This window comes from Tersicoccus phoenicis (assembly GCF_001968835.1).
Taxonomy (GTDB): domain Bacteria; phylum Actinomycetota; class Actinomycetes; order Actinomycetales; family Micrococcaceae; genus Tersicoccus; species Tersicoccus phoenicis.
This window is the reverse complement of sequence record NZ_MRDE01000049.1, coordinates 15,170-38,348: the sequence shown is the minus strand read 5'-3', so window position 1 is coordinate 38,348 and position 23,179 is coordinate 15,170. Positions and strand designations below refer to the sequence as shown.

At 70.1% G+C, this 23,179-nt stretch carries 24 protein-coding genes and 1 pseudogene; 8 read left to right on the top strand and 17 right to left on the bottom strand.

Annotated features, from left to right (window positions below; translation table 11 throughout):
* Window positions 1–1,133: APC family permease (locus BKD30_RS07755; RefSeq protein WP_143588112.1), on the top strand; the 1,133-nt coding region annotated here is incomplete at its 5' end.
* 284 nt (window positions 1,134–1,417) lie between these two features.
* Entirely contained in the window at window positions 1,418–2,353 is a 936-nt protein-coding gene (ppk2, locus tag BKD30_RS07750; RefSeq protein WP_076703753.1) for a polyphosphate kinase 2, read from the top strand.
* 4 nt (window positions 2,354–2,357) lie between these two features.
* On the opposite strand, the pseudogene BKD30_RS07745 reads toward ppk2, so the two are convergent.
* The 6 genes and pseudogenes from BKD30_RS07745 to BKD30_RS07720 all read right to left on the bottom strand — a co-directional run bounded on the left by BKD30_RS07745 (window position 2,358) and on the right by BKD30_RS07720 (window position 7,814).
* Window positions 2,358–4,092 (bottom strand): annotated as a pseudogene (locus BKD30_RS07745) (glycoside hydrolase family 15 protein).
* A gap of 47 nt (window positions 4,093–4,139) precedes the next feature.
* Window positions 4,140–4,460 carry a hypothetical protein gene (locus BKD30_RS07740; protein WP_076703751.1) on the bottom strand — a complete coding sequence of 107 codons (321 nt, stop codon included), beginning with the start codon at window positions 4,458–4,460 and terminating at the stop codon, window positions 4,140–4,142.
* Complete coding sequence (locus BKD30_RS07735) at window positions 4,457–5,467, bottom strand: SDR family oxidoreductase (RefSeq protein WP_076703749.1); 1,011 nt, start codon at window positions 5,465–5,467, stop codon at window positions 4,457–4,459. Before BKD30_RS07735 ends, BKD30_RS07740 begins: the two co-directional genes overlap by 4 nt.
* 71 nt (window positions 5,468–5,538) lie before the next feature.
* Window positions 5,539–6,129, bottom strand: a complete 591-nt coding sequence (locus tag BKD30_RS07730) for a hypothetical protein (RefSeq protein WP_076703747.1) — start codon at window positions 6,127–6,129, stop codon at window positions 5,539–5,541.
* Entirely contained in the window at window positions 6,126–6,932 is an 807-nt protein-coding gene (locus BKD30_RS07725; RefSeq protein ID WP_235861560.1) for an endonuclease/exonuclease/phosphatase family protein, read from the bottom strand. The genes BKD30_RS07730 and BKD30_RS07725 overlap by 4 nt, the downstream gene beginning before the upstream one ends.
* Before the next feature lie 111 nt (window positions 6,933–7,043).
* Complete coding sequence (locus BKD30_RS07720) at window positions 7,044–7,814, bottom strand: glycosyltransferase family A protein (protein ID WP_076703743.1); 771 nt, start codon at window positions 7,812–7,814, stop codon at window positions 7,044–7,046.
* Between the two features lie 164 nt (window positions 7,815–7,978).
* Between BKD30_RS07720 and BKD30_RS07715 the strand changes: the two genes are divergently transcribed.
* Both BKD30_RS07715 and BKD30_RS07710 read left to right on the top strand, forming a co-directional pair.
* Window positions 7,979–10,048 (top strand): M3 family metallopeptidase, encoded by a 2,070-nt coding sequence (locus BKD30_RS07715; RefSeq protein ID WP_076703741.1) that lies wholly within the window; start codon window positions 7,979–7,981, stop codon window positions 10,046–10,048.
* The gene (locus BKD30_RS07710; RefSeq protein WP_083956124.1) at window positions 10,045–11,133 is read left to right on the top strand and encodes a GTP pyrophosphokinase; all 1,089 of its coding nucleotides are present in this window, start codon (window positions 10,045–10,047) and stop codon (window positions 11,131–11,133) included. The genes BKD30_RS07715 and BKD30_RS07710 overlap by 4 nt, the downstream gene beginning before the upstream one ends.
* Window positions 11,134–11,193: 60 nt before the next feature.
* On the opposite strand, the gene BKD30_RS07705 is transcribed toward BKD30_RS07710, so the two are convergent.
* Genes BKD30_RS07705 through BKD30_RS07695 form a run of 3 tightly spaced genes read right to left on the bottom strand, consistent with a single transcriptional unit; the run spans window position 11,194 to window position 15,169 of the window.
* Complete coding sequence (locus BKD30_RS07705) at window positions 11,194–12,564, bottom strand: saccharopine dehydrogenase family protein (RefSeq protein ID WP_076703739.1); 1,371 nt, start codon at window positions 12,562–12,564, stop codon at window positions 11,194–11,196.
* Window positions 12,561–13,493 carry an alpha/beta fold hydrolase gene (locus BKD30_RS07700; RefSeq protein WP_076703737.1) on the bottom strand — a complete coding sequence of 311 codons (933 nt, stop codon included), beginning with the start codon at window positions 13,491–13,493 and terminating at the stop codon, window positions 12,561–12,563. The genes BKD30_RS07705 and BKD30_RS07700 overlap by 4 nt, the downstream gene beginning before the upstream one ends.
* A gap of 8 nt (window positions 13,494–13,501) precedes the next feature.
* Window positions 13,502–15,169, bottom strand: a complete 1,668-nt coding sequence (locus BKD30_RS07695; RefSeq protein ID WP_076703735.1) for a flavin-containing monooxygenase — start codon at window positions 15,167–15,169, stop codon at window positions 13,502–13,504.
* 258 nt (window positions 15,170–15,427) lie between these two features.
* Here BKD30_RS07695 and BKD30_RS07690 point away from each other — a divergent pair, with 258 nt between their 5' ends.
* The 4 genes from BKD30_RS07690 to BKD30_RS07675 all read left to right on the top strand — a co-directional run bounded on the left by BKD30_RS07690 (window position 15,428) and on the right by BKD30_RS07675 (window position 17,431).
* Window positions 15,428–16,075: a TetR/AcrR family transcriptional regulator gene (locus tag BKD30_RS07690; RefSeq protein ID WP_076703733.1), complete on the top strand. Its 648-nt coding sequence runs from the start codon at window positions 15,428–15,430 to the stop codon at window positions 16,073–16,075.
* A gap of 93 nt (window positions 16,076–16,168) precedes the next feature.
* Window positions 16,169–16,555 carry a VOC family protein gene (locus BKD30_RS07685; protein WP_173893066.1) on the top strand — a complete coding sequence of 129 codons (387 nt, stop codon included), beginning with the start codon at window positions 16,169–16,171 and terminating at the stop codon, window positions 16,553–16,555.
* 288 nt (window positions 16,556–16,843) lie between these two features.
* Window positions 16,844–17,011, top strand: coding sequence for a hypothetical protein (locus tag BKD30_RS16705; RefSeq protein ID WP_235861559.1), 168 nt, complete (start codon window positions 16,844–16,846; stop codon window positions 17,009–17,011).
* A 3-nt stretch (window positions 17,012–17,014) separates the two neighbouring features.
* Window positions 17,015–17,431, top strand: a complete 417-nt coding sequence (locus BKD30_RS07675; RefSeq protein WP_076703728.1) for a type II toxin-antitoxin system VapC family toxin — start codon at window positions 17,015–17,017, stop codon at window positions 17,429–17,431.
* On the opposite strand, the gene BKD30_RS07670 is transcribed toward BKD30_RS07675, so the two are convergent.
* The 8 genes from BKD30_RS07670 to thrS all read right to left on the bottom strand — a co-directional run bounded on the left by BKD30_RS07670 (window position 17,409) and on the right by thrS (window position 23,167).
* Window positions 17,409–17,753, bottom strand: coding sequence for a type II toxin-antitoxin system PemK/MazF family toxin (locus BKD30_RS07670; protein WP_076703726.1), 345 nt, complete (start codon window positions 17,751–17,753; stop codon window positions 17,409–17,411). The genes BKD30_RS07675 and BKD30_RS07670 overlap by 23 nt on opposite strands.
* The gene (locus BKD30_RS07665) at window positions 17,747–17,995 is read right to left on the bottom strand and encodes a ribbon-helix-helix domain-containing protein (RefSeq protein ID WP_076703724.1); all 249 of its coding nucleotides are present in this window, start codon (window positions 17,993–17,995) and stop codon (window positions 17,747–17,749) included. Before BKD30_RS07665 ends, BKD30_RS07670 begins: the two co-directional genes overlap by 7 nt.
* Window positions 17,996–18,062: 67 nt before the next feature.
* A complete protein-coding gene (locus tag BKD30_RS07660; RefSeq protein WP_076703722.1) occupies window positions 18,063–18,464 on the bottom strand; it encodes a type II toxin-antitoxin system VapC family toxin in 402 nt (133 codons plus the stop codon).
* Window positions 18,461–18,694 carry a hypothetical protein gene (locus tag BKD30_RS07655; protein ID WP_076703720.1) on the bottom strand — a complete coding sequence of 78 codons (234 nt, stop codon included), beginning with the start codon at window positions 18,692–18,694 and terminating at the stop codon, window positions 18,461–18,463. The genes BKD30_RS07660 and BKD30_RS07655 overlap by 4 nt, the downstream gene beginning before the upstream one ends.
* Before the next feature lie 88 nt (window positions 18,695–18,782).
* On the bottom strand, window positions 18,783–19,688 hold the full coding sequence (gene pdxS, locus BKD30_RS07650) for a pyridoxal 5'-phosphate synthase lyase subunit PdxS (RefSeq protein ID WP_173893063.1): 906 nt from the start codon (window positions 19,686–19,688) through the stop codon (window positions 18,783–18,785).
* A 178-nt stretch (window positions 19,689–19,866) separates the two neighbouring features.
* Window positions 19,867–20,472, bottom strand: coding sequence for a phosphatidylinositol phosphate synthase (pgsA, locus tag BKD30_RS07645; RefSeq protein WP_076703718.1), 606 nt, complete (start codon window positions 20,470–20,472; stop codon window positions 19,867–19,869).
* A gap of 2 nt (window positions 20,473–20,474) precedes the next feature.
* On the bottom strand, window positions 20,475–21,149 hold the full coding sequence (locus BKD30_RS07640) for an HIT family protein (RefSeq protein WP_083956123.1): 675 nt from the start codon (window positions 21,147–21,149) through the stop codon (window positions 20,475–20,477).
* Complete coding sequence (thrS, locus tag BKD30_RS07635) at window positions 21,146–23,167, bottom strand: threonine--tRNA ligase (protein ID WP_076703716.1); 2,022 nt, start codon at window positions 23,165–23,167, stop codon at window positions 21,146–21,148. The genes BKD30_RS07640 and thrS overlap by 4 nt, the downstream gene beginning before the upstream one ends.
* Window positions 23,168–23,179 lie beyond the last annotated feature (12 nt).

Below are 23,179 nucleotides of genomic sequence, written 5' to 3'. Positions count from 1 at the left end.
GCGAACGCGCCAGAGCGCTCGCCGACGGTAGCGTCAGACAAGTCGAGGTCTCTCGGATGCAGCGTATAGGAACCTTCATCCTCGGGAGACCTCGACGTCTATCCCGGGACCGCCACGCCAACGCCAACTACACCCTCATCTGGGATGAGCCCGTTTGGATCATCGTGTTCGTCATGTTGGCCGCCCTGATCAACCTGCGCGGGATTAACCTCACCGCTAACGCGAACAAGATCTTCCTCGCCATCCAGCTCATCGTTTTCGCCGTGTTCGTCGTCGGTGCGCTGATTGCCGTTGCTCGGGGCAAGGCATCGTTCAGCCTCGACCCCATCTTTCAGCCAGCGCAGTTCTCGTGGGCGATCGTCTTCGGTGCCATCCCGATCGCGGCGCTGAGCTTCATCGGTTTCGACGCCATCTCCACGCTGAACGAAGAGGCGAAAGGCGGCGGCCGTACCGTATCCAAGGCGACAATGATTGTCCTCCTAGCAATCACCGTGATCTTCGTGCTGCAGGTTTACCTCGCCGCCATCTTCGTGCCCACGGGCAGCACCTTCGCCGAGGGAGACGCCACGAACAACGCCTTCTATGACATTGCCGGGCAGGTGATCGGGCCGTGGTTCAAGATCGTCGTGACGTTGACTTCTGCTCTCATTGCGATCTTCGCTAACTCGATCGCATCGCAGGCGACCTCGAGCCGGCTTGTCTTCAGCATGGCGAGGGATGGTCAACTGCCGCGTATCTTCGCCAAGGTGAGCGCCAGGCGCCAGGTTCCGACCAACGCGATGATGCTGATCGCCGGAGTCTCTCTCGTCATCGGCATCGCAGGAACGGCTGAGCAGGAGTTGCTCACCACGCTGGTGACGTTCGGTGCGCTCACCGCGTACATCCTGTTGCATGTCGCGGTGATCGCCCACTTCGGCGTGAAGCTGCGGAGCAAGCGGGTGTTCGTGCAATGGATGTCGCCGATCGTCGGCATCATTGTGCTTGGCTACGCACTCTGGAACGCCAATGACAATGCGAAGATGATCGGCGTGTTGTGGCTGGTGATCGGCGCCGGCATCGCAGCCTACTGGAATATAAAGGGTCGGCGCCCCGGTCCCGCACTCTCGGCGGGCGGCGACCGCCACGCCGTCTGACCAACCCCGTTGCCCTGACCAACCCCGTTGCCGCCCGGCCTGCACGTGGCTAGCCGTATCGCTACGTCGGGCACTGCGCCGAGGACTGATCGTTCCGGCGTGAGCCTGGCCAGAACCGTAAATGCTGGCGGTGAGGGGCGCGAACACGGCCGTCCACGGCTAACCTGCTGTGTGTACCGGTTCAGCGGGACACCTGACGCCGATCGCAGGCTGGCCGAGGTGAGTACGGCCTTGGCCGCCGGCACCGCCGTCGCCCGCTCGTCGAGCCAGAAGGAGGCGGATCCATGGCACTGGAAGACAACCGGTGGACACCGGAGAACCAGGACTGGGTCCGGGACAACCTGCGTGAGGCGATCGACCATCTGGTGGAACTGGGATACACCGTGCGTGGTGGGCAGGGCGAGGACCCGGAGCTGATCCATCCGGGCGGGTCGGCGGTCGAGACGTGGCGGGAGGACTACCCGTACGACGAACGGATGTCCCGGGAGGAGTACGAGCTCGAGAAGTACCGGCTGCAGGTCGAACTGCTGAAGTTCCAGTACTGGGGCCAGGATCACGACCGCAGGTACGTGATCGTGTTCGAGGGCCGGGACGCCGCGGGCAAGGGCGGCACGATCAAACGCTTCAGTGAACACCTCAATCCCCGCTCTGCCCGGGCCGTGGCCCTGAGCAGGCCGTCCGACCGGGAACAGGGCCAGTGGTACTTCCAGCGGTACGTCCAGCACCTGCCCACCTCCGGGGAGATGGTGCTGTTCGACCGCTCCTGGTACAACCGCGCCAACGTCGAGCACGTCATGGGGTTCTGCACCGACGAGGAGTACCGCACGTTCATGGGGCAGGCACCCCTGTTCGAGAGCATGCTGGTGGACTCCGGGATCCACCTGACCAAGTTCTGGTTCTCGGTGACCCGGCACGAACAGCGGACCCGTTTCGCCATCCGGCAGATCGACCCCGTGCGGCGCTGGAAGCTCTCCCCCATGGACCTGGCCTCCCTGGATCGGTGGGACGACTACACCGAAGCCAAGGAAGCGACGTTCCTGCGCACCGACACGGACCACTGCCCGTGGACCACGGTCAGGTCCAATGACAAGAAGCGGGCGCGGGTCAACGCCATGCGCTTCTTCCTCAACCAGTTCGACTACGAGGACAAGGACACGTCGGTCGTCTTCGCGCCGGACCCGCTGATCGTCCGCCGCGGCCGGGAGGCGGTCGGCGACTGAGTCGTCACATCCCGTACGCCTCGGCCGTGGAGGCCAGCCGATAGGAGGTCTCGACCATGGCCGCGTGGACGAACGCTTGCGGCAGGTTCCCCCGCAGTTGCCGTTGTTCGACGTCGTACTCCTCGGTGAACAGGCCCGGGGAGCCGCACGCGGCCCGGTTCCGCTCGAACAGGCGGAAGGCCTCCAGGTCGTTGCTCTGCTGGTGCACGGCCAGCGCCATGTTGAAACCGGACAGCAGGAACGCGCCCTCCGCCTCGGCCAGGGGACGCTTGTCGTGCCGGAACCGGTAGACGTAACCCTGGTCCTGGAGTTCGTCGCGGATGGCGGCGACGGTCGCCAACCGTGCGGGGGTCCTCGGGGGGCACCGCACCGCGGATCGCGGCCAACAGCAGCGCCGCGTCGACCCGTTCGTCCTCGGGGCTGCGCTGCCAGCGGCCACTGGGGTGGACGGAGGTGGTGGCGGTGGCCGCGAGGATCGTGTCCGCGAGCCCCTCCCAGCGGGCGGCGTCCGGGCCCGGCGCGTGCCGGGCGATGGCTCGCAGACCCGCCACGCAGATCAACCGGGAGTGGGTCCACTTCTCGTTGTGCAACTCCCAGATGCCGGCGTCGGGTTCCTGCCAGCGCTTCTCGATGGCCCGCACCGATTGCTCCACGGCCCGCCAGTGCTCCACGTCGAGCCGGTCGTGCCGCGCCCCTTCTGCCATCAACAGCAGGCATTCGCCGAAGTTGTCCAGCTGGAACTGCTCGTTCACCCAGTTGCCGAGGAGATCGGAGCCGCCGGGGTAGCCGGGCAGGTCGAGGCTGCTCTCGTCGGGAACCCGACCCCCGAGCACGGTGTAGGCAGGTTTGAGCCGGTCCCCGTCGGTCAGGATCCGCTCGGACGTGAACCGGATGGCGTCGTCGAGCAGGCCGACCATGCCGGCGGCACTGGCCGCCTGCCCCACGAAGCACTGGTCGCGGATCCAGGCGTACCGGTAGTCGTAGTTGCGTTTCGCTTCGGCGCGTTCGGGCAGCGACATGGTCGCCGCCGCCACCATGGCGCCGGTGGAGGAGGTCATCCCCTGCAGGATGGCCCAGGACTGGCGTGCGTCGTCGGGCGCGATGCTCCCGTGCATCGCCGGTACGCAGTCGGCCCATTCGTGTTCGGTGGCGCGCCACAGGGCTGACGCGTCCAGGTCCACCTGCGGCAGCTTCCCCTTGGCGATCTCGACGACGACGTCGTAGTAGGCACCGGGCACCGGATCGAAGTCCTGCAGCAGACTGCCGTCCTCCACGGTCGCCGACTCCAGACCGCGCACGCGCAGGGACAGACCACCGCCGGTCGCCGTCCACATCCCGTCGTCCGTCCGGGACCAGAGCATGGTGTGGGCGCCGAAGTCCGGCCGGCCCTGCAGCAGGACCCGCACGGGCACCGAGCCGGAGAGCAGGTAGATCCGGCGCAGCAGAATGGCCCGGTCCTGGTCGGCGGGCAGTGCGAGCGCCTGCCGGCACTCCACCACTCCCTGCTCGGTCACCCAGCGGCTGCGCCAGATCAGGGTGCCGTCCTCGTACTGGCCACCGTGCACGAACCGGACGCCGGTCGGGGCCACGGTGTAGAACCCGGACCCGCCGATCAAGGAGGAGAAGATGGCGGCGTCGTCCCAGCGCGGTACGCACAGCCAGGCGATGTCACCGTTGGGGCCGACCAGTGCCCCCCGCTCCCCGTCGGCAAGCAGTGCGTAGTTCCTCAGGGTCTGCACGGAACTGAGCGAGGGAGTCTCGGCGGTCTGCTCGTGCTGTGCCTTCGTCACTGGCGGAACTCGGCGACGGCGAAGCCGAGGGCGACGGCCGCGCTCGCCAGTGCGGTGCGTCGTCGCGACCGGTCGACCAGGGCGAGACCGACCATGCTCAGCGCGTGCGTGGCGTCCACGAACGCCCCGAGCCGGTGCGCGCCGGAGCTGGCGTTCGCGAGCAGCAGGGCCTGCAGGACGTGCCGTCCGCCGAGGATGCGGGCCACGGCCCGGGTCCTGCCGTCCGCGCGGACGCGGGTCAGCACGAACTCGACGCCCGCCGGCGCCGCCAACTCGGTGATGCCGTAAGCGGCGCGGGCCACCTCCAGCGGATTCATCGGCTCAGCGTCCGCCAGGTGAGGGCACCGGTGACCGCACCGACGACGCCGACGGCAGCGGCGGCCACGGTGCCGTGGTGCTGGGACGCCCACACCTGGGCGCTGGTCGAGGCGGAGCGGTTGTCGAAGATCCCGTGCGTGCCGAAGTCCTTCGACGCGTCCGCCGGCTCCCACAGGTTCGCCGGCTGGTCGGGGTTCTTCGGGTCGGAGGTCTGCTGGGAGGAGAACCCGTTCTTGGCGAGGTACCGATCGAGCAACGCCGGGGCCAACTTGTTGCCGATGATCGTGGCCACCGTGCTGGCGCCGACCCAGTACTCGCGCCGCTTGGGGTGTTCGGCGGCGTACACGACGGCGCGCGCGGCGACCTCGGGCTGGTAGATGGGCGGCACCGGCTGCGCCTGGTTGGGCAGGCGTGAGAGCACCCAGGAGAACTGGGGGGTGTTCACGGCCGGCATCACGCACACGGTGGTGCGCACCGCGCTCTTCTCGTTGAGCAGTTCACAGCGCAGCGACTCGTTGAAACCCTCGATGGCGTGCTTGGCCCCGCAGTAGGCGCTCTGCAGGGGGATCCCGCGGTAACCGAGCGCGGACCCGACGTGGACGATGGTGCCCCGGTTCCGCGGCTTCATCCGCTTCAGCGCGGCCATGGTCCCGTAGACGTAGCCGAGGTAGGAGACCTCGGTGACCCGCTTGTACTCGTCCGGGTGCACGTCGGAGAAGCGGGCGAACACGGCCGTGAAGGCGACGTTCACCCACACGTCGATGGGCCCGAGTTCGCGCTCCACCCGCTCGGCGGCGTCGTCGAGGGCCTGCGCGTCGGAGGTGTCGACCTGGATGGTCAGCGTCTTCCCGCCGGCGGACTCGACGTCGCGCGCGGCGGCCTGCAACCCCGCCTCGCCGCGGGCGATCAGAACCACGGTGTCGCCGCGGCGGCCGAACTCGATGGCCGACGCTCGGCCGATCCCCCCGCTGGCTCCGGTGACGACGACGATCTGGGGCTGATGCATGGGGATCTCCTGTTCGGCGGTTCCGTCAGTGGTTCGCTCTGTTCAGGACTACCACGATCACGTCGTCGTCGTCACGCGGCGAGAAGGGCCGGGGCGCGCACCAAGCGCGTCGTCGCGACCACGATGCCGCCGATGAGCGCCCCCAGCCCGCCGGCCGCCATGTCCCCGATGGTGTCGGCGTAGGCGACGACGATCTCGGCGGTGATGACGGTGCGGCCGAACCATTCGACCATCTCCCACACCGCGCTCAGCGCCAGCCCGATCACCGTGGTGAGCAGGATCGGCACGATCAGAGGAACCCCGTCCGCCCGGGGGGCGGCCACGACGCGCTGCCGGGCGAGCAGCAGATAGGCGAGAACACTCACCACACCGGTGCATGCGATGTGGACGGGCACGTCCCACCACCCGATCCGGCTGTACAGGTCCGCGACGTTGCTCCAGCCCGCCACCAGCAGAACGAGCCCGTGCACGACGTCGAACCCGGACCGCATCCCCAGGAACCGGGGAGCCAGCAGACCGGGCAACAGGAAGGCGAGGATGCCGGCGTCCGTGAGGCTCCACCCGACGCCGGCGACGACGACCCCCACGACGCCGACCACGCGGAGCAGGTCGGCGGTGACCTCGCCCGGCGTGCGGGGCGGCCGCAGGAAGTTCTCGATCACGGCGCGGTGACCGGGGGCATGACCGAGGCGATGGCCGCCGGCAGCCGGACCACGGCCTGCACCGGCAGGTGATCGGACGCCCACCGGCCACCGAACCGCCGGTCGTTGATCCCGGTGCGGACGACGTCGACGTCGGGCGTCACCCCGATCCAGTCGATCCGGCGCTGACCCGCTCGCGGCGGCCGGTAGTTCGGGACCGTGCCCCAGGCCGGGGTCAGGCGCTCCCCCGCAGCCCGCCAGGCGTCCCGGAGCGCGCCACCGGCGAACAAGGCCTGGATGGCGGCGGCCTCCTCACCCGCGTTCAGGTCCCCCGTCACGATCCCGGGCAGCGGCTGACCGAGCACGCACCGCCGGATCGCCTCGACCGAGCGCAGCCGCGACCGCCGCGACAGGTGGTCCAGGTGCGTGTTGACGACGAGGAACTCCACCGACGTCGTCCGGTCGCGCAGCGTGGCGACCACCATGACCCGCGGAATCATGTTGCCCCACGACGTCGAGCCGGGGACCTCCGGGCGGTCGGACAGGGCGATCTGTCGCCACGTGACCAACTCGAGCCGGGTGCCGTCCCAGAACAGGGGACAGCCCTCGCCACGGCCATCGGCGCGGCGGCCGTGGCCGACCACCCCGTACCCCTCACCGAGGGCGTCGTGCAGGACGGCCGCCTGGTCCGGCAGTGCCTCCTGGACGCCCAGCACGGTCGGCCGCTCGGTGTGCAGCAGGGTCCGCACGGCAGGAACCCGCCACGTCCATCGATCCGCCGGACGGGGCGTCATGTCCATGCGGCGCCGGATGTTGAAGGTCATCACGTGCATCTCCGGCGGGAGTGTCGGCCCGATCAGCGCATCAGCCACACGGCTACCCTACGGTCGCGTAGCCGGGACCGGGGCGGGACACTCCGCCGTCGTCGGCGTCGCTCACCGGCGTGGTCGGGAGTACCGGTGCAGGATCACCCGCTGCCAACGCCGCGGCGGGAGATCGTCCGGCCAGTGCACCGTGATGGTGCGCAGGCCCCGGTGAACGCGCAGGACGAGGGCCCGTCCACTGCTGAACGGGCGCATCGACATCCCCATCGATGACGCCGGCAGGTAGCCGATGCGATACCGGGCCCCGACGTGGAAGGCGAGGTCGAAGTCGTCGTGCACCAGGGGGTCGGCGCGATGCACCGTGGCGCTGACGTCGCGCCAGGCCCGCCCGCGCAGGGCCGCGTTCGAGCCGAAGATGGGCAGGTGGCCCAGCACCGGGACGGCGACGAACAGGTAGGCGGCGAAGTAGACCAGGGCCAGGGGCGTCCGGACGAGGGTGGGGCCGTCGATGAAACGGGCGTATCCGGTGAACGCGGCGACGTCCGGGTGCCGCTCGAACGCCGAGACCACGGTCGCGATCCAGGTCGCAGTCGGCACGCAGTCCGCGTCCAGCCGCAGGATCAGGTCACCGTCGGCGGCGTCGTAGCCGGCGGCGCTGGCCGCGGGGATCCCCGGCTGCGGGCAGGCGATCACGCGGGCACCCGCGTGTCGGGCAACGTCGGCGGAGGCGTCGGTCGAGTCGTTGTCGACGACGACGATCTCGTCGGGAAGGTGGGTCTGGCGCGCCAGGGCGAGCAGGCACCGGGCCAGTTCGGCGGCGTCGTCCTTGACGGGGATGACGACGGAGACGGTCGGGGGCGCGTCGCACGGGCCGGACTGCATCTGCCCTCCTCCTGGGCTGGGTCACCGATGTTCCCGGTGCAGCCACAGACTCGCAGACCGCTCCTGTGGACCAAAGCTATCAGTTTGCTGATGGTTGGGATCGCGCTTGGCCGTGCTCCCCGCGCCCCCCGGGTTTCGTCAGTGGCCTATGGCACAGTGAGAGGATGACGACGACCTCGACCACCTCCACCCCGGTCGGGCAGCACAACCCGCTGCTGACCACCTCCGCTCTGCCTTACGGCCTGCCCGATTTCGTCGGCATCGTGCCCGAGCACTATCGGGAGGCGATCGAGGCCGGGATCGAGGCCCACCGCGGGGAGATCGAGCTGATCGTCGCCAACCCGGAGCCGGCCACCGTGGAGAACACCCTGGTACGGCTGGAGTCCTCGGGGCAGCTGCTGCGCCGCGCGGCGTTGGCCTTCTTCACCGTCCAGTTGGCGGACGCGACGCCGGACATCATGGACCTGGCCGCCGCGCTCAAGCCGGCCCTGCAGGCCCACGAGGACGACGTCGCGCTGAACCGCGGCCTGTATGAGCGGATCCGCGCCATCGATCTGACCGACGCCGACGACGAGACCCGCCGCCTCGCCGAGGACTATCTGACGGACGCCGCCCACCGCGGCATCGAGCTCGACGCCGCCGCCCAGCAGCGGGTCCGCGAGATCAACACCCAGCTCGCCGAGCTGACCACCGAGTTCTCCGCCCTCGTGCAGCAGGAGGGCAACGCCGCCGCCGTGCTGTTCGAGGACGCCGAGGAACTCGACGGGCTCGGCGAGGACGACCTCGCCGCCGCCGCGCAGGCCGCCACCGACGCTGGGCATCCGGGCAAGTACCTGATCACCCTGATCCTGCCGTCCAACCAGCCGGTCCTCGCCACCCTGACCAGCAGCGACGCCCGGCGCCGGATCCACACGGCGTCCGTCAACCGGGGACTCGGCGAGCGAGCGCAGGCCGGCACATCCTCCCGCACCGACGTCACCCCGATCGCCGCCCGCATCGCCGCGCTGCGCGCCGCCAAGGCCCAGCTGTTCGGCCACGTCAACTACGCCGAGTACGCCGTCGAGGACCAAACCGCGCCGGACTACGCCAGCGTCCGCGCCATGCTCGAGCGGCTCGCGCCCGCCGCCGTTCGCAACGCCGGCACGGAACGCGACGCCCTGGCCGAGGCCGCCGGCGCTCCCGTCGAGGCGTGGGACTGGTCGTACTGGTCTGACGCGGTGCGCCGCGACCGGTACGGCGTCGACGGCGCCGCCCTGCGCCCGTGGTTCGAACTGGACCGCGTGCTCACCGACGGCGTCTTCTTCGCCGCCAACCAGCTGTACGGGCTGACCTTCACCGAGCGGGAGGACCTCACCGGCTACCACCCGGACGTGCGGGTCTGGGAGGTCCACGACGCCGACGGCTCCGGCCTCGGGCTGTTCCTCGGTGACTACTGGACCCGGCCCACCAAGAACGGCGGCGCCTGGATGAACCCGATCGTCGAGCAGTCCCGCCTGCTCGGCCACCGGCCCGTCGTCGTGAACAACCTCAACATCTCCAAACCCGCGCCGGACGAGCCGACCTTGCTGACGCTCGACGAGGTCACCACCTGCTTCCACGAGTTCGGGCACGCGCTGCACGGGCTACTCTCCGACGTGCAGTACCGCCGGCTCAGCGGCACCGACGTGCCCCGCGACTTCGTCGAGTACCCGTCTCAGGTCAACGAGATGTGGATGCTCTGGCCCGAGGTTCTGGCCAACTACGCCCGCCACCACCGGACCGGGGAGCCGCTGCCCGCCGAGACGGTGGAGAAGCTGCTGGCCGCCCAGCAGTGGGGCGAGGGCTTCGCCACCACCGAGTACCTCGGCGCGGCACTGCTGGACCTGGCCTGGCACGAGCAGACCGGGACCGAGCCGGTCACGGACCCCCTCGCCTTCGAACAGCAGGCCCTCGCCCAGGCCGGGGTGGCGGTGGACGCCATCCCGCCGCGCTACCGCACCGGCTACTTCAAGCACATCTTCGCCAGCGAGTACGCCGCCGGCTACTACTCCTACATCTGGTCCGAGGTGCTCGACGCCGACACGGTCGAGTGGTTCCGGGAGAACGGCGGGCTGACCAGGCAGAACGGGGACACGTTCCGCCGGGAACTGCTCGGTCGCGGCAACAGCCGGGACCCGCTGGCCTCGTTCCGGGCGTTCCGCGGTCGGGACGCAGAGGTCGCACCGCTGCTGACCCGGCGGGGCCTGGACCGATGAGCGACCGGCCCGAGCGGGGAACCGCGCCACCCGGACCGGCCGCCCCGCCCGGCAGCGCCACCACCGGAGAAGCGGCGACCACGGCGGAAGCGGCGACCTCGGTGGAGCCGGTCGAACCGGCGGCTTTCCCGAGCGAGGCGGAGATCGATCGCGCCGTCGATCGCTTGTACGCCCAGCGTCTGCCGGACTGGGAACGGGCCCGCGTCCGCGCCCAGCAGGTCCTCGGTGCGGTCGCCCGGGCGACCACCGCGGGCGGGGACACGAGTCGCCTGGACGTCACTCAGTTCCGGATCAAGGATCGGCGGCGCGCTTCCGACAAGATGCGCCGGGTACTGCGGGACGAACCCGAGCTCGCGCCCTTCGTGGCCACGGACCCCGAGCGGGTCGTGCCGGACGTCGTCGGCCTGAAGGTGCTGTGCAAGACGCCGCGGGACCTGGCCGACGTCGTCGCCGCGCTGCGGGCGTACTGCGCCTCCCCGGACACCGACGTGTCGCTGCTGCAGGAGCGCGATTACGTCGGCGCGCCGAAGGACTCCGGGTACCGGGCGTTCCACCTGCTGCTGCGGGTGCCGATCGAGGACGCCATCGGCGACGACGCCGTCAGTGTCGAGGTGCAGGTCAAGACCAGGCTGCAGGACGCCTGGAGCGAACTGACCCACGAGGACATGTACAAGCCCGGCGGCGCCCTGAAACCGGACCGGTTCCACACGTCCGTGGCGCGGGCCATGGCCGGGCTGCTCTCCGAGGTCGATCTGCTCGCCGACGAGCTGGCCACCGAGCTGGACGCCCGCACCGAGGGCGACGAGGAGCGACGCGAGACCGTGGTCATCGACGGCGAGGCGGCCACCCACCGGGGCCGGCGCACGGTGACCGTGCGCACCACCGGCGCCCGGTTCGCCCTCGCCGTGGACGGGGAGGGCCGGCAGGGCCTCATCCCGGCCGTGCGGATCAAGGAGCTGCTCGGCAGCGAGAGCCGCATCGACGTGGACGATCACCTGCAGGTCGATGACGTGCTGACGGTCGACGTCGAGGAGAACAGCAAGGGGCTGTACTTCTACCCGGTCTCGTTGCCCGCCCGCGACTGACGACGACCGGCGCGCGACGCCGACGGCAGGGCCGCCGTCGTCGGGGTGGGAATGACCGCGTCAGTCCATCCACACGGCGACGTCGAAGCCCTGGCCCTGCAGCCGGGTCGCCAGACTCTCCCCCAGCGCGACCGCGGGGGTGAGCACCCCACCGTGCCCGGCGTCGCCCTCACCGGCGGCCAGCGCCAGGGCGGTCTGCCCGAGCATGACGGCGGTGCCGTCGTAACCGGGATCGAGCTTCGCGCCGACACGCGAGTGCACCGTCCTACCGGTGGTGGTCTCGGCGACGGCCTCGAGGAGGAACCGCCCGTTCGCCCTGACCTGCTCGCTCGGTCCTTCACCGGCGGCCGGCAGCAGCCGATCCCACACGCGGTCGAGCGCCGGCAGGGAGAGGGCCGCGAAGCCGAGGGGCAGAAGCCGGCGCAGCGCTCGGGCCCGCAGCGCTCCCCGCGGTCCGCGCCCGGTGTCGGTCACCTCCCGGTAGCGGAACCGCTTCCCGTAGGCGCCGCCGGTCAGGGCGTTGCTGCGGCGCACCAGCGGCTCGTTGTAACTGGCCATGAAGAACGGCCCGAACCAGACGCCGTCCTCCTCGACGCCGAACCGGGAACGGCTGCTGCGCCGGTCCGCGTGGTCAGCATCGGTCCGGGCGGTGCTGGTTCCCTTCGGCTGCGCCGGATCCAGGGCGTGGGGGTTGAGCATCGTGCGGGCGGCGGACCGGTCGGCGCGCGCCTCGGTGAACTGGTTCCGCGCGGACGCGACGGTGCCGCCGCTGGCTCCCCCGCGCATCCGGCGCACGTGGGTCGTCACGTCGGTCAGCTCCCCCGCCCCGTGGTCGCGAGCGTGAGCGGCGGCCCGGGCGACGGCCAGGTCCGACGGGATGGAGTCGAACCCGCAGGAGTGGACGATCCGCGCGCCGGTACGCCGGGCCGTCTCATCGGCCGCGTCAATGCTGCGCCGGACGAACAACACTTCACCGGTCAGGTCGGCGTAGTCCGTGCCCGCCTCGGCACAGGCGCGCACCAACGGCAGCCCGTGCTTCGCATAAGGGCCGACGGTGGAGACGACCACGCGAGTCCGCTCGGCCATCGCCCGCAGACCCGGTTCGTCCCCGGCGTCGACGACGACGATCGGCCAGTCGGCCGCCGCGGCCGGCAGACCGGCACGCACCTCTTCCAGCTTCTTCTGATTGCGCCCCGCCAGGCCGATCCGCAGGACGGGACCGGGCTCGACCGCACCGGTCTGGGTGGCACCGCTCTGGGTGGTGCCAGTCTGCGCCGCACCGGTCTGGGCGGTGCCGGCCTGGGTGGCCAGGTACGCGGCGGTCAGCCGTCCGACGAAGCCGGTGGCTCCGAACAGGACGATGTCGAACTCGCGGTCCTCGGGCTGGCGCCCCTGCCGGTCGGCCTGGTGGTCGGGCTGGTGCGCGGTCATCGGTCGCTGGTCCTCTTGTGGTGGGAGGCGGCGTGCTCGGCGAGGTTGTGGTCGGCATGGCCCCCCGATTCGGTGAGGTCGTGGTCGACGTGGCCACTCGGTCGGGCGTCGTCGTCGTGGTCGGCCCAGAACGCCTGCACCAGTCGCGCGAACTCATCGGCCCGCTCGACCTGCGGCAGGTGTCCGGTGTCCGGGAACACGTGCAGCCGGGCGTGCGGCAGCGCGGTGGCGACCGCCTCGAAGTGGGCGAACGGCAGGATCAGGTCCTTCTGCCCCCACAGCACGAAAGTGGGGATGTCGAGCTCCACCATCCGGGCGAGCAAACGCCGGCGCCATCGGGCACGGACACCCCACAGGTTGCCCATTCCGCCCAGGGTCTTGAGCATCACCTCGGCGCCGTGCTCACGCTTGGCGAACCGCATGCCGCGATCGAGCCGCTCGGGCGTCACCAGCTCGCGACTGACGTAGAGCCCGCGCTCGGCGTTGTAGATCGCCTTGGTCGTCGGGCGGCTGAGCAACCAGCGCCCCAGCGGCCGGATCGCGAGCAGCCGCAGGGCGGGAGCAACGGTGCGCCCGAAGCCCGCGCTGGAGGCAAGCACCAGGGTGCGCACCCGCTCCGGGGCCAGGGCGGCGACCTGCATGGCGACCGCTCCACCCATCGAGTTGCCCACCACGTGCGCCCGTCCGATGCCCAGCGCCGTCATCAGCCCGAGCACGGCGCGCGCCATCGTCTCCATGGTGTTGGGCGCCGTCGGGGGCCCGGACTCGCCGAAACCGGGCAGGTCGACACTCGTGACGCGGAACCGCGTCGAGAGCAGTTCGTGCTGCTCGTCCCAGTCCTCCAGACTGCGGGCGATGCCGTGCAGGAGCACGACGTCGGGCCCGTCACCGGTCGTCCGGTAGCGCAGGTCCGCGCCGTCGACCGTCATTCTTCCCATCATGCGACCACTTTCTCACTCGCGGCCGGCGTGGTGTCACGCGCGGGCCCGCCGCCTTCCGTCGCGGGCCCAGCCGCCCGATCCGTGCCGGGATGCCGGCTCGGGATGCCCGGGGACCGGCTGAACCGCAGACCGCGGCCGGCGATCCGGCCCCAGCGGAACATCGCCAGGTCCAGCAGGTAGTTCTGGTTGATCCGCCACGGCGCGCGGGGGCCCTGCCGGGGCAGGACATCGAGGCTGCGGTTGATGTACCCGGAGTTCAGGTCCAGCAGCGGCCGCCGCTCCCCGGCCGGCACGTCCGGCGCGACGGCCGTCACGACGTCCGCGCCCCGCCGCTGCATCCGGGTCAGCACCCGGACGAGGAAGCGGTTGACCAGGTCGATCTTCAACGTCCAGGACGCGTTCGTGTACCCGATGGCCAGCGCCAGGTTCGGCACGCCGTCGAGCATCGCCCCCTGGTAGGTCAGCCGCTCCGCCGGGTCGACCACCTCCCCGTCGACGGCCAGCCGCATGCCGCCGAGCAGCTGCAGCCGCAATCCGGTCGCGGTCACGATAAGGTCCGCCGGCAGGGTCCGGCCCGACGCCAGGTGCACGCCGTCGGCGGTGAACCGGTCGATGGTGTCGGTGACGACCTCGGCCTTCCCGTCCCGGATGGTGCGGAACAGGTCGCCGTCGGGCACCGCGCACAGCCGCTGGTCCCACGGGTTGTACGGGGGCAGGAAGTGGGTGTTCACGTCGTAGTCCTGCGGCAGCTTGCGGGTGAGCGCGGTCAGCAACTTGCTCTTCATCAGCTCCGGGCGACGGCGGCTGAGCTGGTAACTGGCCATCTGGATCAGGACGTTGCGCCAGCGCAGCACCGGCTCGACGACCGGCCCGGGCAGGCGTCGGCGGAGCTTGATCGCGGTCCGGTCCGTCGAGGGCAGACTGAAGATCCAGGTGGGAGTGCGCTGCAGCATCGTCACGTGCGCACCCAACTGCGCCAGGGCCGGGACGAGGGTCACCGCGGTCGCGCCGCTGCCGATGACGACGATGCGGCGGCCCGCGACGTCCAGGTCCTCCGGCCACTGCTGCGGGTGCACCAGGTGGCCGGTGAAGTCCTCGACGCCGGGGAAGTCGGGGGTGTACCCGGCGTCGTAGCGGTAGTAGCCGGCGCAGACGTAGAGGAATCCCGCGGTCATCGTCGTGGTCCGCCCGTCGCGGTCGACCGTGACGGTCCACCGCCCGGTGCCGGAGTCGAAGTCGGCTGCGAGGGCACGGTGCCGGTAGCGGATCAGCCGGTCCACGCCGCGCTCGCGGGCGGTGTCCCGGACGTAGTCCAGGATCTCCGGGCCCGAGGCCAGGGCGCTCCTCTCGGTCCACGGGCGGAACGAGTAGCCGAGCGTGAGCATGTCCGAGTCGGAGCGCACGCCCGGATAGCGGAACAGGTCCCAGGTGCCGCCGAGCCGCTCGCGGGCTTCGAGGATCGCCATCGACCGGTCGGGGAACCGCTCCCCCAGGGTCACGGCCGCCCCGATACCGGACAGACCGGCGCCGATGATCAACAGGTCCACGTGCTCGGTGCTGTGTCGGGTTTCGCCGACCTGTTCGTCGACCTGTTGGTCCACCGTGCTCGGCGCGCCCGACGGCGTCGGGCTGGCGGGAGTGGTGCGGGGGGACGTCGTCGTCATCCGGCCACGCTATCAACACCCTGTCGAGAGTCGGTAGAGGGCCGCTGCTGCTGATGTGCGCCGGTTCGCCACGAACGGGCGCTTCATCCGTGCTGAGTTCGCCGGTTCGCCACGAACGGGCGGTGCTGTTCACCACCCGTTCGAGAGAAGCCGGCGAACTCAGCGGATGTGCACGGCCGTCGCCGCAGCCCCCAAGGGGCGGCCCGCGCATCGACGGCCCTCACGGGCCGGCCGGAGCCCGGCTCGTAGACTGACCCGGTGACCGCCGCCTCCCCCACCGACCTGCCGGTCGGCCGACGCCGTCGATCCCGGCCGCACGGGGACGCGCGGGAAAGCGCGATCCTGGCCACCGCCGAGCGGCTGCTGGCGGATCGGCCGTTGCGGGACATCTCCATCGGCGAGCTCGCCGCCGGGGCCGGCATCTCCCGGCCGTCGTTCTACTTCTACTTCGGCTCGAAGGAGGACGTGCTGATCGCCCTCGTCGAGAACGTGGTGGACGAGGCGGAGGCCACGGTCGGGCGCCTGTTCGCCGGGTCGCCGGCGGATCAGGCACAGCGGTGGCGCGGCGTGATTCAGGGCTACCACGACGTCTTCGGCGCTCACCGCCGGCTGACGACGACCCTGATCGAGGCGCGCCACACCTCGCCGCGCCTGTCCGCGGTGTGGGCCGGCGTGCAGGAGTACTGGGTGGACAACACCGCGCGGGCGATCGAGGCGGAACGCGGGCACGGCAGTGCGCCGGCCGGGATCCCCGCCCGTGACCTCGCGACGGCGCTGCTGCTGCTCAATGAGCGGGTGATCCAGGCGGACCTGGCCGGTGAGCCCGCGACGGTGGCCCGCGACGCCGTCGTGCCCACACTGCTGCATCTCTGGCACACCGCCATCTACGGCGTCCCACCGGCCTGACCGGTACGGCCCGTGCACGCCATGTCGACAGCGTTTAGATCGTCGTTCAGGCTCCGGGGTGACCACCCCTTCCGACAGGAGACTGCCGTGGACATGAAGCTCGAACTCGTACCGCTGCCCGTGGCCGACGTGGACCGCGCCAAGGCGTTCTACGTCGAGAAGCTGGGCTTCCATCTCGACGTGGACGTGACACCCGCGGGCGGCGTCCGCGTCGTGCAGGTGACGCCACCGGGTTCGGGCTGCTCGGTCGGCTTCGGCACCGGGCTGGAGGCCTATGCCGGCGAGCCGGGATCGGTGCGGGCCCTGCACCTGGTGGTCGAGGACGTCGACGTCGCCCGGACCGAGCTGGTGGCACGGGGCGTGGACGTCGGGCCGGTCACGGACGTCGGCGGAGGGGTCCGGTACGCCGGCTTCGCCGACCCGGACGGGAACACCCTCGAGCTCCAGGAGATGGCCTGGCGCCGGAGCGAGACGTTCTGAGGTACGCGGCACTCCTGTTTCCCACGCGTTCCCGCTCGCACGGGAGCTCGAACACGGCGGCCACTGATCGGGCCAGAGCGTCAGAGCCCGAACAACGTGACCGTTGTCCGGGCTAGCGTGCGAGCCGCCATGACCGGTCAGTCCTCGCTTCGATGTCTGACAGAGGTACTACACTTGGAGCATGCGGACGGTGTCGAAGCGCGACCTCAGCACACTGCCGCGGTCCTGGACCAGGTCACGGATGCTGACGATGTCGTGGTGACAGAGCGAGGGAAGCCGCGTTGGCGGGTGAGCACGTTCGGAGACCGGGACACCGCCCTGGAGCGGCTGCAGCGCGAGGGACGGTACACCCCTCCGGCCGGGGAGCCTGCGCCGTGGCCCCGTCACCCCGGCGGCCCGACCTACACGACGGCCGAGGCCGACACTCTGCTCGACGAGATGCGCGGGGACCACTGAGCCGTGTCGTCACGCGTCGTCTATCTCGACTCCTCGGTGGCTCTCCGCACGATCGTGGACGTCCCGGAGCGCGAACGACTGCAGGCCTGGATGTCGCTGGAGACGATAGCCTTCGTCTCGTCCCGTCTCCTGCGTGCCGAGGTGATCCGAGTGCTGCGGCGTGACGGCAGGCCGCTCGTCGACGGGACGCCGCTGCTCGACCGCGTCGGCATGCTGGAGATCAGCCGGGAGACGTACACCGTCGCCGAATCCATCGAGCGGCACGTGAAGACCCTCGACGCCCTGCACCTGGCGACGGCGCTCCTGATCGGGGAGCCGGTCACCGTGGCGACGCACGACTCGACGATGAAGGCCGCCGCCGAGCACCTGGGCCTGGCCGTGACGGATCCGGTCGCCGTCACAGGTCCACCACCCGCCTGAGCCCCGCGTCGACGGCGTCCATCAGGCCGCCAGGCAGCTCTACGCCAGTGCCATCGAGGTCGGAGCGGTCGACGGTCATCGGCTGCGAGACGTTGACGACCGAGTCCTTCGGCAAGCCGGACACCAGCGCTGGGACGAACACGTGGCCTGGGTGCCTTGCCAGCGCAGTGTTGGAGGTGATCGGCAGAACGACCACCGTGGATATTCGCGACGAGTTGTAGCGGTCGGACTGCACGATGACGGCCGGTCGCCGCTTGGCGGGAGCACTGCCGCTGGGTTTACCGAAGTCGACCCAGCACACCTCTCCGCGCCGGATCACCACTCGTCCGACACCTCGGCCAGACGAGCGTTCGCGGTGCGACGCAGCTCGGTGGACTCCTCGCCGGGCTGCCCGACGGCGTCGATGGCGTCGTCGATCTGCGCCGTCAGATCTACATCGGCCAACTCGTCCGCATACTGCTCTGCAGCGCGCCGGTAGAACTCCGACCGCGTCATCCCGTGCTTGTGTGCGACGCGATCGAAGCGCTCTGCAGCGTGGTCCGGGAGGCTGATCGCTGTCTTCATGGACTCGATGGTATAACTCTTTCTACCCCGGATCCAGCGCCTTCAACCGAAGCGGAACCCCGAGCCATCACCGGATCACGCGAACGGGAGACCGGGCGACGCCAGCTTTCACGATCCGCACATCGGCGGTGACCAGCGTCAGGTCGTGTGACTCGGCAACCGCGACGTAGCCGGCGTCATAAGCCGAGAGGTTGGCGCGCAGTTCCCAGATTCGAGACACGTGCGGACCCGTCGGCGCAACCGCGACGGTCGCCGCCGAGAGCCATCGCACTGCCTCGTCGGCATCGACGGGATCGATCTTTCCACCGATCGCCAACCCACGGACGGTACTGAGAAACTCGATCCTCCAGTGTTCTGGGACCAACCAGTTCGGATCATTCCGCAGCACTCCGATCGCTTCGGTGACACGCGAGTCCCGAATCGGGTCACCGAACAACAGGACGGCGACTGAAGCATCGAGAACGATCATCGTCGGTCGCGTCCGGCGTCCCGCGCCGCGAGGACGTCTTCGGCCGTGAAGCTTGACCGACCGCGACGGGCGACGACGTCATCGATCAGCACACGGTTCGCTGCGAACGACGCCTCCCGGACAACGACCTCCCGCAGGTACATGTTCAGCGACTGCCCACGCTCCCGCGCGCGCTCGGCGAGGACGACCCGAACGTCATCCGGAACGTCACGGATCTGCAGATGCGTCATGCATGCATGCTACAAGCACTCTGCAGGCAACGACGCTGCGCACCTGGAGTCACGCCACCGACACAGACGGCGCGACCGCGAATCGCCTCTACCAGCCGCGCTCGGCCAGCCGGTGCGGCTGCGGGACGTCGGCGACGTTGATGCCGACCATCGCCTCGCCGAGGCCACGGGAGACGTCGGCGATGACGGCCGGGTCGTCGTGGAAGGTGGTGGCCTTGACGATCGCCCGGGCCCGCTGCTCGGGATTGCCGGACTTGAAGATCCCGGACCCGACGAACACGCCGTCGGCGCCGAGCTGCATCATCATGGCCGCGTCGGCCGGCGTGGCGATGCCGCCCGCGGTGAAGAGCACCACCGGGAGCTTGCCGGTCTCGGCGATCTCCTTGACCAGGTCGTACGGAGCCTGCAGTTCCTTGGCGGCGACGTACAACTCATCCGGCGCCATCGTGCGCAGCCGGTTGATCTCCGCGCGGATGGCGCGCATGTGGGTGGTGGCATTGGAGACGTCGCCGGTACCGGCCTCGCCCTTGGAACGGATCATGGCCGCGCCTTCGGTGATCCGGCGCAGGGCCTCGCCCAGGTTGGTGGCACCGCAGACGAAGGGAACGGTGAACTTCCATTTGTCGATGTGGTTCGTGTAGTCCGCCGGGGTGAGGACCTCGGACTCGTCGATGTAGTCGACACCGAGGGACTGCAGCACCTGCGCCTCGACGAAGTGGCCGATCCGCGCCTTGGCCATCACGGGGATGGAGACGGCCGCGACGATGGAGTCGATCATGTCCGGGTCGCTCATCCGGGACACGCCGCCCTGGGCACGGATGTCGGCGGGCACCCTCTCGAGCGCCATCACGGCCACCGCGCCGGCGTCCTCGGCGATCCGGGCCTGCTCGGCGGTGACGACGTCCATGATGACGCCGCCCTTGAGCATCTCGGCCATGCCGCGCTTGACGCGGTCGGATCCGGTCACGGGGGTGGAAGTGGTCTCACTCGTCACGACGGTTCGTTCCTTCGACTCGATCACTGGCTCGGTACTGGCTGATGGCCGCCGGTGGTCACCCCGGACGCCGGAACGAGCGTAGGGCACCGGGCCCCCGCGATGCGCGCCGGGCACCGGTCCACGGTCATATCGGTGGCCCGCTCCGGCTCGCGCTTCCTCCGTGCGCCGTAATCCGTCACCCGACGGTCTGGCGCCGGACGGCGAGGATGCGCTGGCCCACCGTGGCCGCGGAGGCGAGCCCCAACAGCACCAGCACGACCAGCAGGAACACCGGCGGCAGGCCCAGCCCGGTGAAACCGGTGAACACCAGCACGGCGACGAGCCGCTCACTGCGCTCGGCGATCCCGACGTCGGCGGTCGCGCCGATCGCCTCAGCGCGGGCCCGGGCATAGGGGACGAGGCTGCCCAGGATCAGGCAGAACAGGGCCGCGACGGCGATCGCCGGGTTCGCTCCACCGGTGAAGTACCAGATCACGACGCCGGCGAAGACCGCCGCGTCGGCCACCCGGTCCAGGGTGGAGTCGAGGAAAGCGCCCCACTCGCTGCGCCGGTCCAGGGCGCGGGCCATCAGCCCGTCGACGATGTCGGAGAAGACGAACGCGGTGACCGCGATCGAGCCCCAGAACAGCTGTCCCATCGGGTAGAACACGAGCGCTGCGGCGCTGACACCGGCCGCCCCGACGACCGTGACCGTGTCCGGGGAGACGTTCCGGCGGAGCAGGAACTGCGCCAGCGGCATGAACAGCCGCGCGAAGAAGGACCGGGCGTACTTGTTCAGCACGGTCAGACTCGGCTGTTGTCGGGTGCCGCTGTGTTGCGTGCCGCGTCACCGGGGACAGCGTCGCCGGTCGCGCGGGCAGGTGCGCCGGCCGTCGCGGACGCGGCCGCCACGACGTCGTCCCACGCCCCGTGCAACTGCGCCCACTGCTCCCCGAGGGTCTGCGTGATGGCTTTGGTCTGGGCGATGATCGGCATGAAGTTCCCGTCGCCGGCCCAGCGTGGGACGACGTGCTGGTGCAGGTGCGCAGCGAGGCTGCCCCCGGCCACCTCTCCGAGGTTCAGCCCTACGTTGAACGCCGACGGATGCGCTACGTGCCGGATCACCTCGACGGCGGTCCGGGTCAGGGTCATCAGCTCGACGAGCTCGTCACCGGTCAGTTCCGACAGGTCCGCCACGTGCCGGTACGGGTTCACGAGCACGTGACCCGGGTTGTACGGGTAGAGGTTGAGCACCACGTAACAGGTCTGCCCGCGGTGCACGATCAGGGACTCCTCGTCGCTGCGGGCCGGACCGTTGCAGAACGGGCAGCCCGTGTCCGCCGGCTTCTCCTCTCCCGTGATGTAGGCGAGCCGGTGCGGGGTCCACAGGCGCTGGAACGCGTCGGGCACCCCGGCCAGCTCGAAGTCGTCGGTGACCCCGGCGGCCTCGGCGGCGGCGTCGACGTCGTGACCGTTCATGCGTTGACCCGGTCGCGCACGGTCGCGACGATCTTCTCGATCGCCTCCTCGATCGGCACCCCGTTCTCCTGGCTGCCGTCCCGATACCGGAACGACACGGCGCCGGCCTCGGCGTCCTCCCCGCCGGCGATCAGCACGAAGGGCACCTTCTCCTTGGCGGCGGTGCGGATCTTCTTGGGGAACCGGTCGGTGCCGTCGTCGAGCCGGGCCCGGATGCCCTGCTTCTTCAGGCGGCCGACGACGTCGGCCAGGTAGTCGGCGAACGCCTCGGCGACGGGGATGGCGATCACCTGCACCGGGGCCAGCCACGCGGGGAACGCCCCGGCGTAGTGCTCGGTCAGCACGCCCAGGAACCGTTCGATGGAGCCGAACTTCGCCGAGTGGATCATCACCGGCTGCTTGCGGGTGCCGTCGGCGGCCTGGTACTCGAGACCGAACCGCTCGGGCTGGTTGAAGTCGTACTGGATGGTCGACATCTGCCAGGTGCGGCCGATGGCGTCGCGGGCCTGGACCGAGACCTTCGGACCGTAGTAGGCGGCCCCGCCCGGATCCGGCACCAGTTCCAGGCCGGTCTCGGCGCACACGTCGGCGAGCACCTGGGTGGCCTGCTCCCACTGCTCGTCCGAGCCGATGAACTTGCTCGACTCCGGGTCCCGGGTGGAGAGCTCGAGGTGGAAGTCGTTCAGGCCGAAGTCCCGCAGCAGGCCGAGGACGAAGTCGAGCAGGTGGCGGATCTCGTCCGGGGCCTGCTCCTCGGTGACGTAGGAATGGGAGTCGTCCTGGGCGAAGCCGCGGACGCGGGTCAGGCCGTGCACCACACCGGACTTCTCGTACCGGTAGACGTGGCCGAACTCGAACAGGCGCAGCGGCAGCTCCCGGTAGGACCGGCCGCGGGACCGGTAGATGAGGTTGTGCATCGGGCAGTTCATCGCCTTGAGCCGGTACTCCTGGCCCGGCTTGGTGACGTTGCCGTCCGCGTCGCGCTCCTCGTCCACGTGCAGCGGCGGGAACATGGTCTCCGCGTAGTACGGCAGGTGACCCGAGGTGTGGAAGAGCCCCTCCTTGGAGATGTGCGGGGTGCCCACGTACTCGAAACCGGCCGCGACGTGCCGGTCCCGGACGTAGTCCTCCATCTCGCGCTTGATGATGCCGCCGCGCGGGTGGAACACCGGCAGGCCGGAGCCGAGCTCGTCCGGGAAGGAGAACAGGTCCAGTTCACGGCCGAGCTTGCGGTGATCCCGCCGCTCGGCCTCGGCGAGCCGCTCCTGATAGGCCTTCAGCTCGTCCTTGGACGCCCACGCGGTCCCGTAGATGCGCTGCAGCTGCTTGTTGTTCTCGTTGCCCCGCCAGTACGCGGCGGCGCTACGGGTCAGGGCGTAGGCGTTGCCGATCAGCTTCGTGTTCGGCAGGTGCGGGCCGCGGCACAAGTCCTTCCAGACGGTATCGCCGGACTTGCGGTCCACGTTGTCGTAGATGGTCAGCCCACCGGCACCGACCTCCTGCGCGGCACCCTCCGCGGCTCCCTCCGCGTTGGACTTCAGCCCGATCAGCTCGAGCTTGTACGGCTCGTCGGCCATCTCGGCGCGAGCGTCGTCGTCGTCGACCTCCCGGCGCACGAACAGCTGGCTCGCGTTGACGATCTTGAGCATCATCTTCTCGAGGGTCTTCAGATCCTCGGGGGTGAAGGGCTCGACGACGTCGAAGTCGAAGTAGAAGCCGTCGGTGATGTGCGGGCCGATGCCGAGCTCGGCGTCGGGCCGCAGCTGCTGCACGGCCTGAGCCATCACGTGGGCGGTGGAGTGGCGCAGCACGTTCAGGCCGTCCGGGGAGTCGATGGTGACGGGGATGACGACGTCGCCGTTCTTCACGGGGGTGGCGAGGTCCGTCAGTTCCCCGTTGACGCGCATGACGACGACGTCACGCCGGTCGGCGAACAGCTCCGTCCCGGTGGTGTCCGTGGTGACCACGACCTCCTCGGTGTGCTGCGACTCGAGGGCGGACGGGTTGTGCTGGGCCACGGGTTCTCCTTG

Excerpts from the sequence above, each read along its gene's own strand:
- BKD30_RS07740 (WP_076703751.1), bottom strand. The coding sequence starts at position 4,460 with ATGAATCCGCTGGAGGTGGCCCGCGCCGCTTACGGCATCACCGAGTTG.
- BKD30_RS07640 (WP_083956123.1), bottom strand. The coding sequence starts at position 21,149 with ATGAACGGTCACGACGTCGACGCCGCCGCCGAGGCCGCCGGGGTCACC.
- BKD30_RS07685 (WP_173893066.1), top strand. The coding sequence starts at position 16,169 with ATGAAGCTCGAACTCGTACCGCTGCCCGTGGCCGACGTGGACCGCGCC.
- BKD30_RS07715 (WP_076703741.1), top strand. The coding sequence starts at position 7,979 with ATGACGACGACCTCGACCACCTCCACCCCGGTCGGGCAGCACAACCCG.
- BKD30_RS07655 (WP_076703720.1), bottom strand. The coding sequence starts at position 18,694 with ATGACGCATCTGCAGATCCGTGACGTTCCGGATGACGTTCGGGTCGTC.
- BKD30_RS07700 (WP_076703737.1), bottom strand. The coding sequence starts at position 13,493 with ATGACGGTCGACGGCGCGGACCTGCGCTACCGGACGACCGGTGACGGG.
- BKD30_RS07735 (WP_076703749.1), bottom strand. The coding sequence starts at position 5,467 with ATGCATCAGCCCCAGATCGTCGTCGTCACCGGAGCCAGCGGGGGGATC.
- BKD30_RS07665 (WP_076703724.1), bottom strand. The coding sequence starts at position 17,995 with ATGAAGACAGCGATCAGCCTCCCGGACCACGCTGCAGAGCGCTTCGAT.
- BKD30_RS07660 (WP_076703722.1), bottom strand. The coding sequence starts at position 18,464 with ATGATCGTTCTCGATGCTTCAGTCGCCGTCCTGTTGTTCGGTGACCCG.
- BKD30_RS07720 (WP_076703743.1), bottom strand. The coding sequence starts at position 7,814 with ATGCAGTCCGGCCCGTGCGACGCGCCCCCGACCGTCTCCGTCGTCATC.
- BKD30_RS07725 (WP_235861560.1), bottom strand. The coding sequence starts at position 6,932 with ATGACCTTCAACATCCGGCGCCGCATGGACATGACGCCCCGTCCGGCG.
- BKD30_RS07705 (WP_076703739.1), bottom strand. The coding sequence starts at position 12,564 with ATGACCGCGCACCAGCCCGACCACCAGGCCGACCGGCAGGGGCGCCAG.
- BKD30_RS07710 (WP_083956124.1), top strand. The coding sequence starts at position 10,045 with ATGAGCGACCGGCCCGAGCGGGGAACCGCGCCACCCGGACCGGCCGCC.
- BKD30_RS07695 (WP_076703735.1), bottom strand. The coding sequence starts at position 15,169 with ATGACGACGACGTCCCCCCGCACCACTCCCGCCAGCCCGACGCCGTCG.
- ppk2 (WP_076703753.1), top strand. The coding sequence starts at position 1,418 with ATGGCACTGGAAGACAACCGGTGGACACCGGAGAACCAGGACTGGGTC.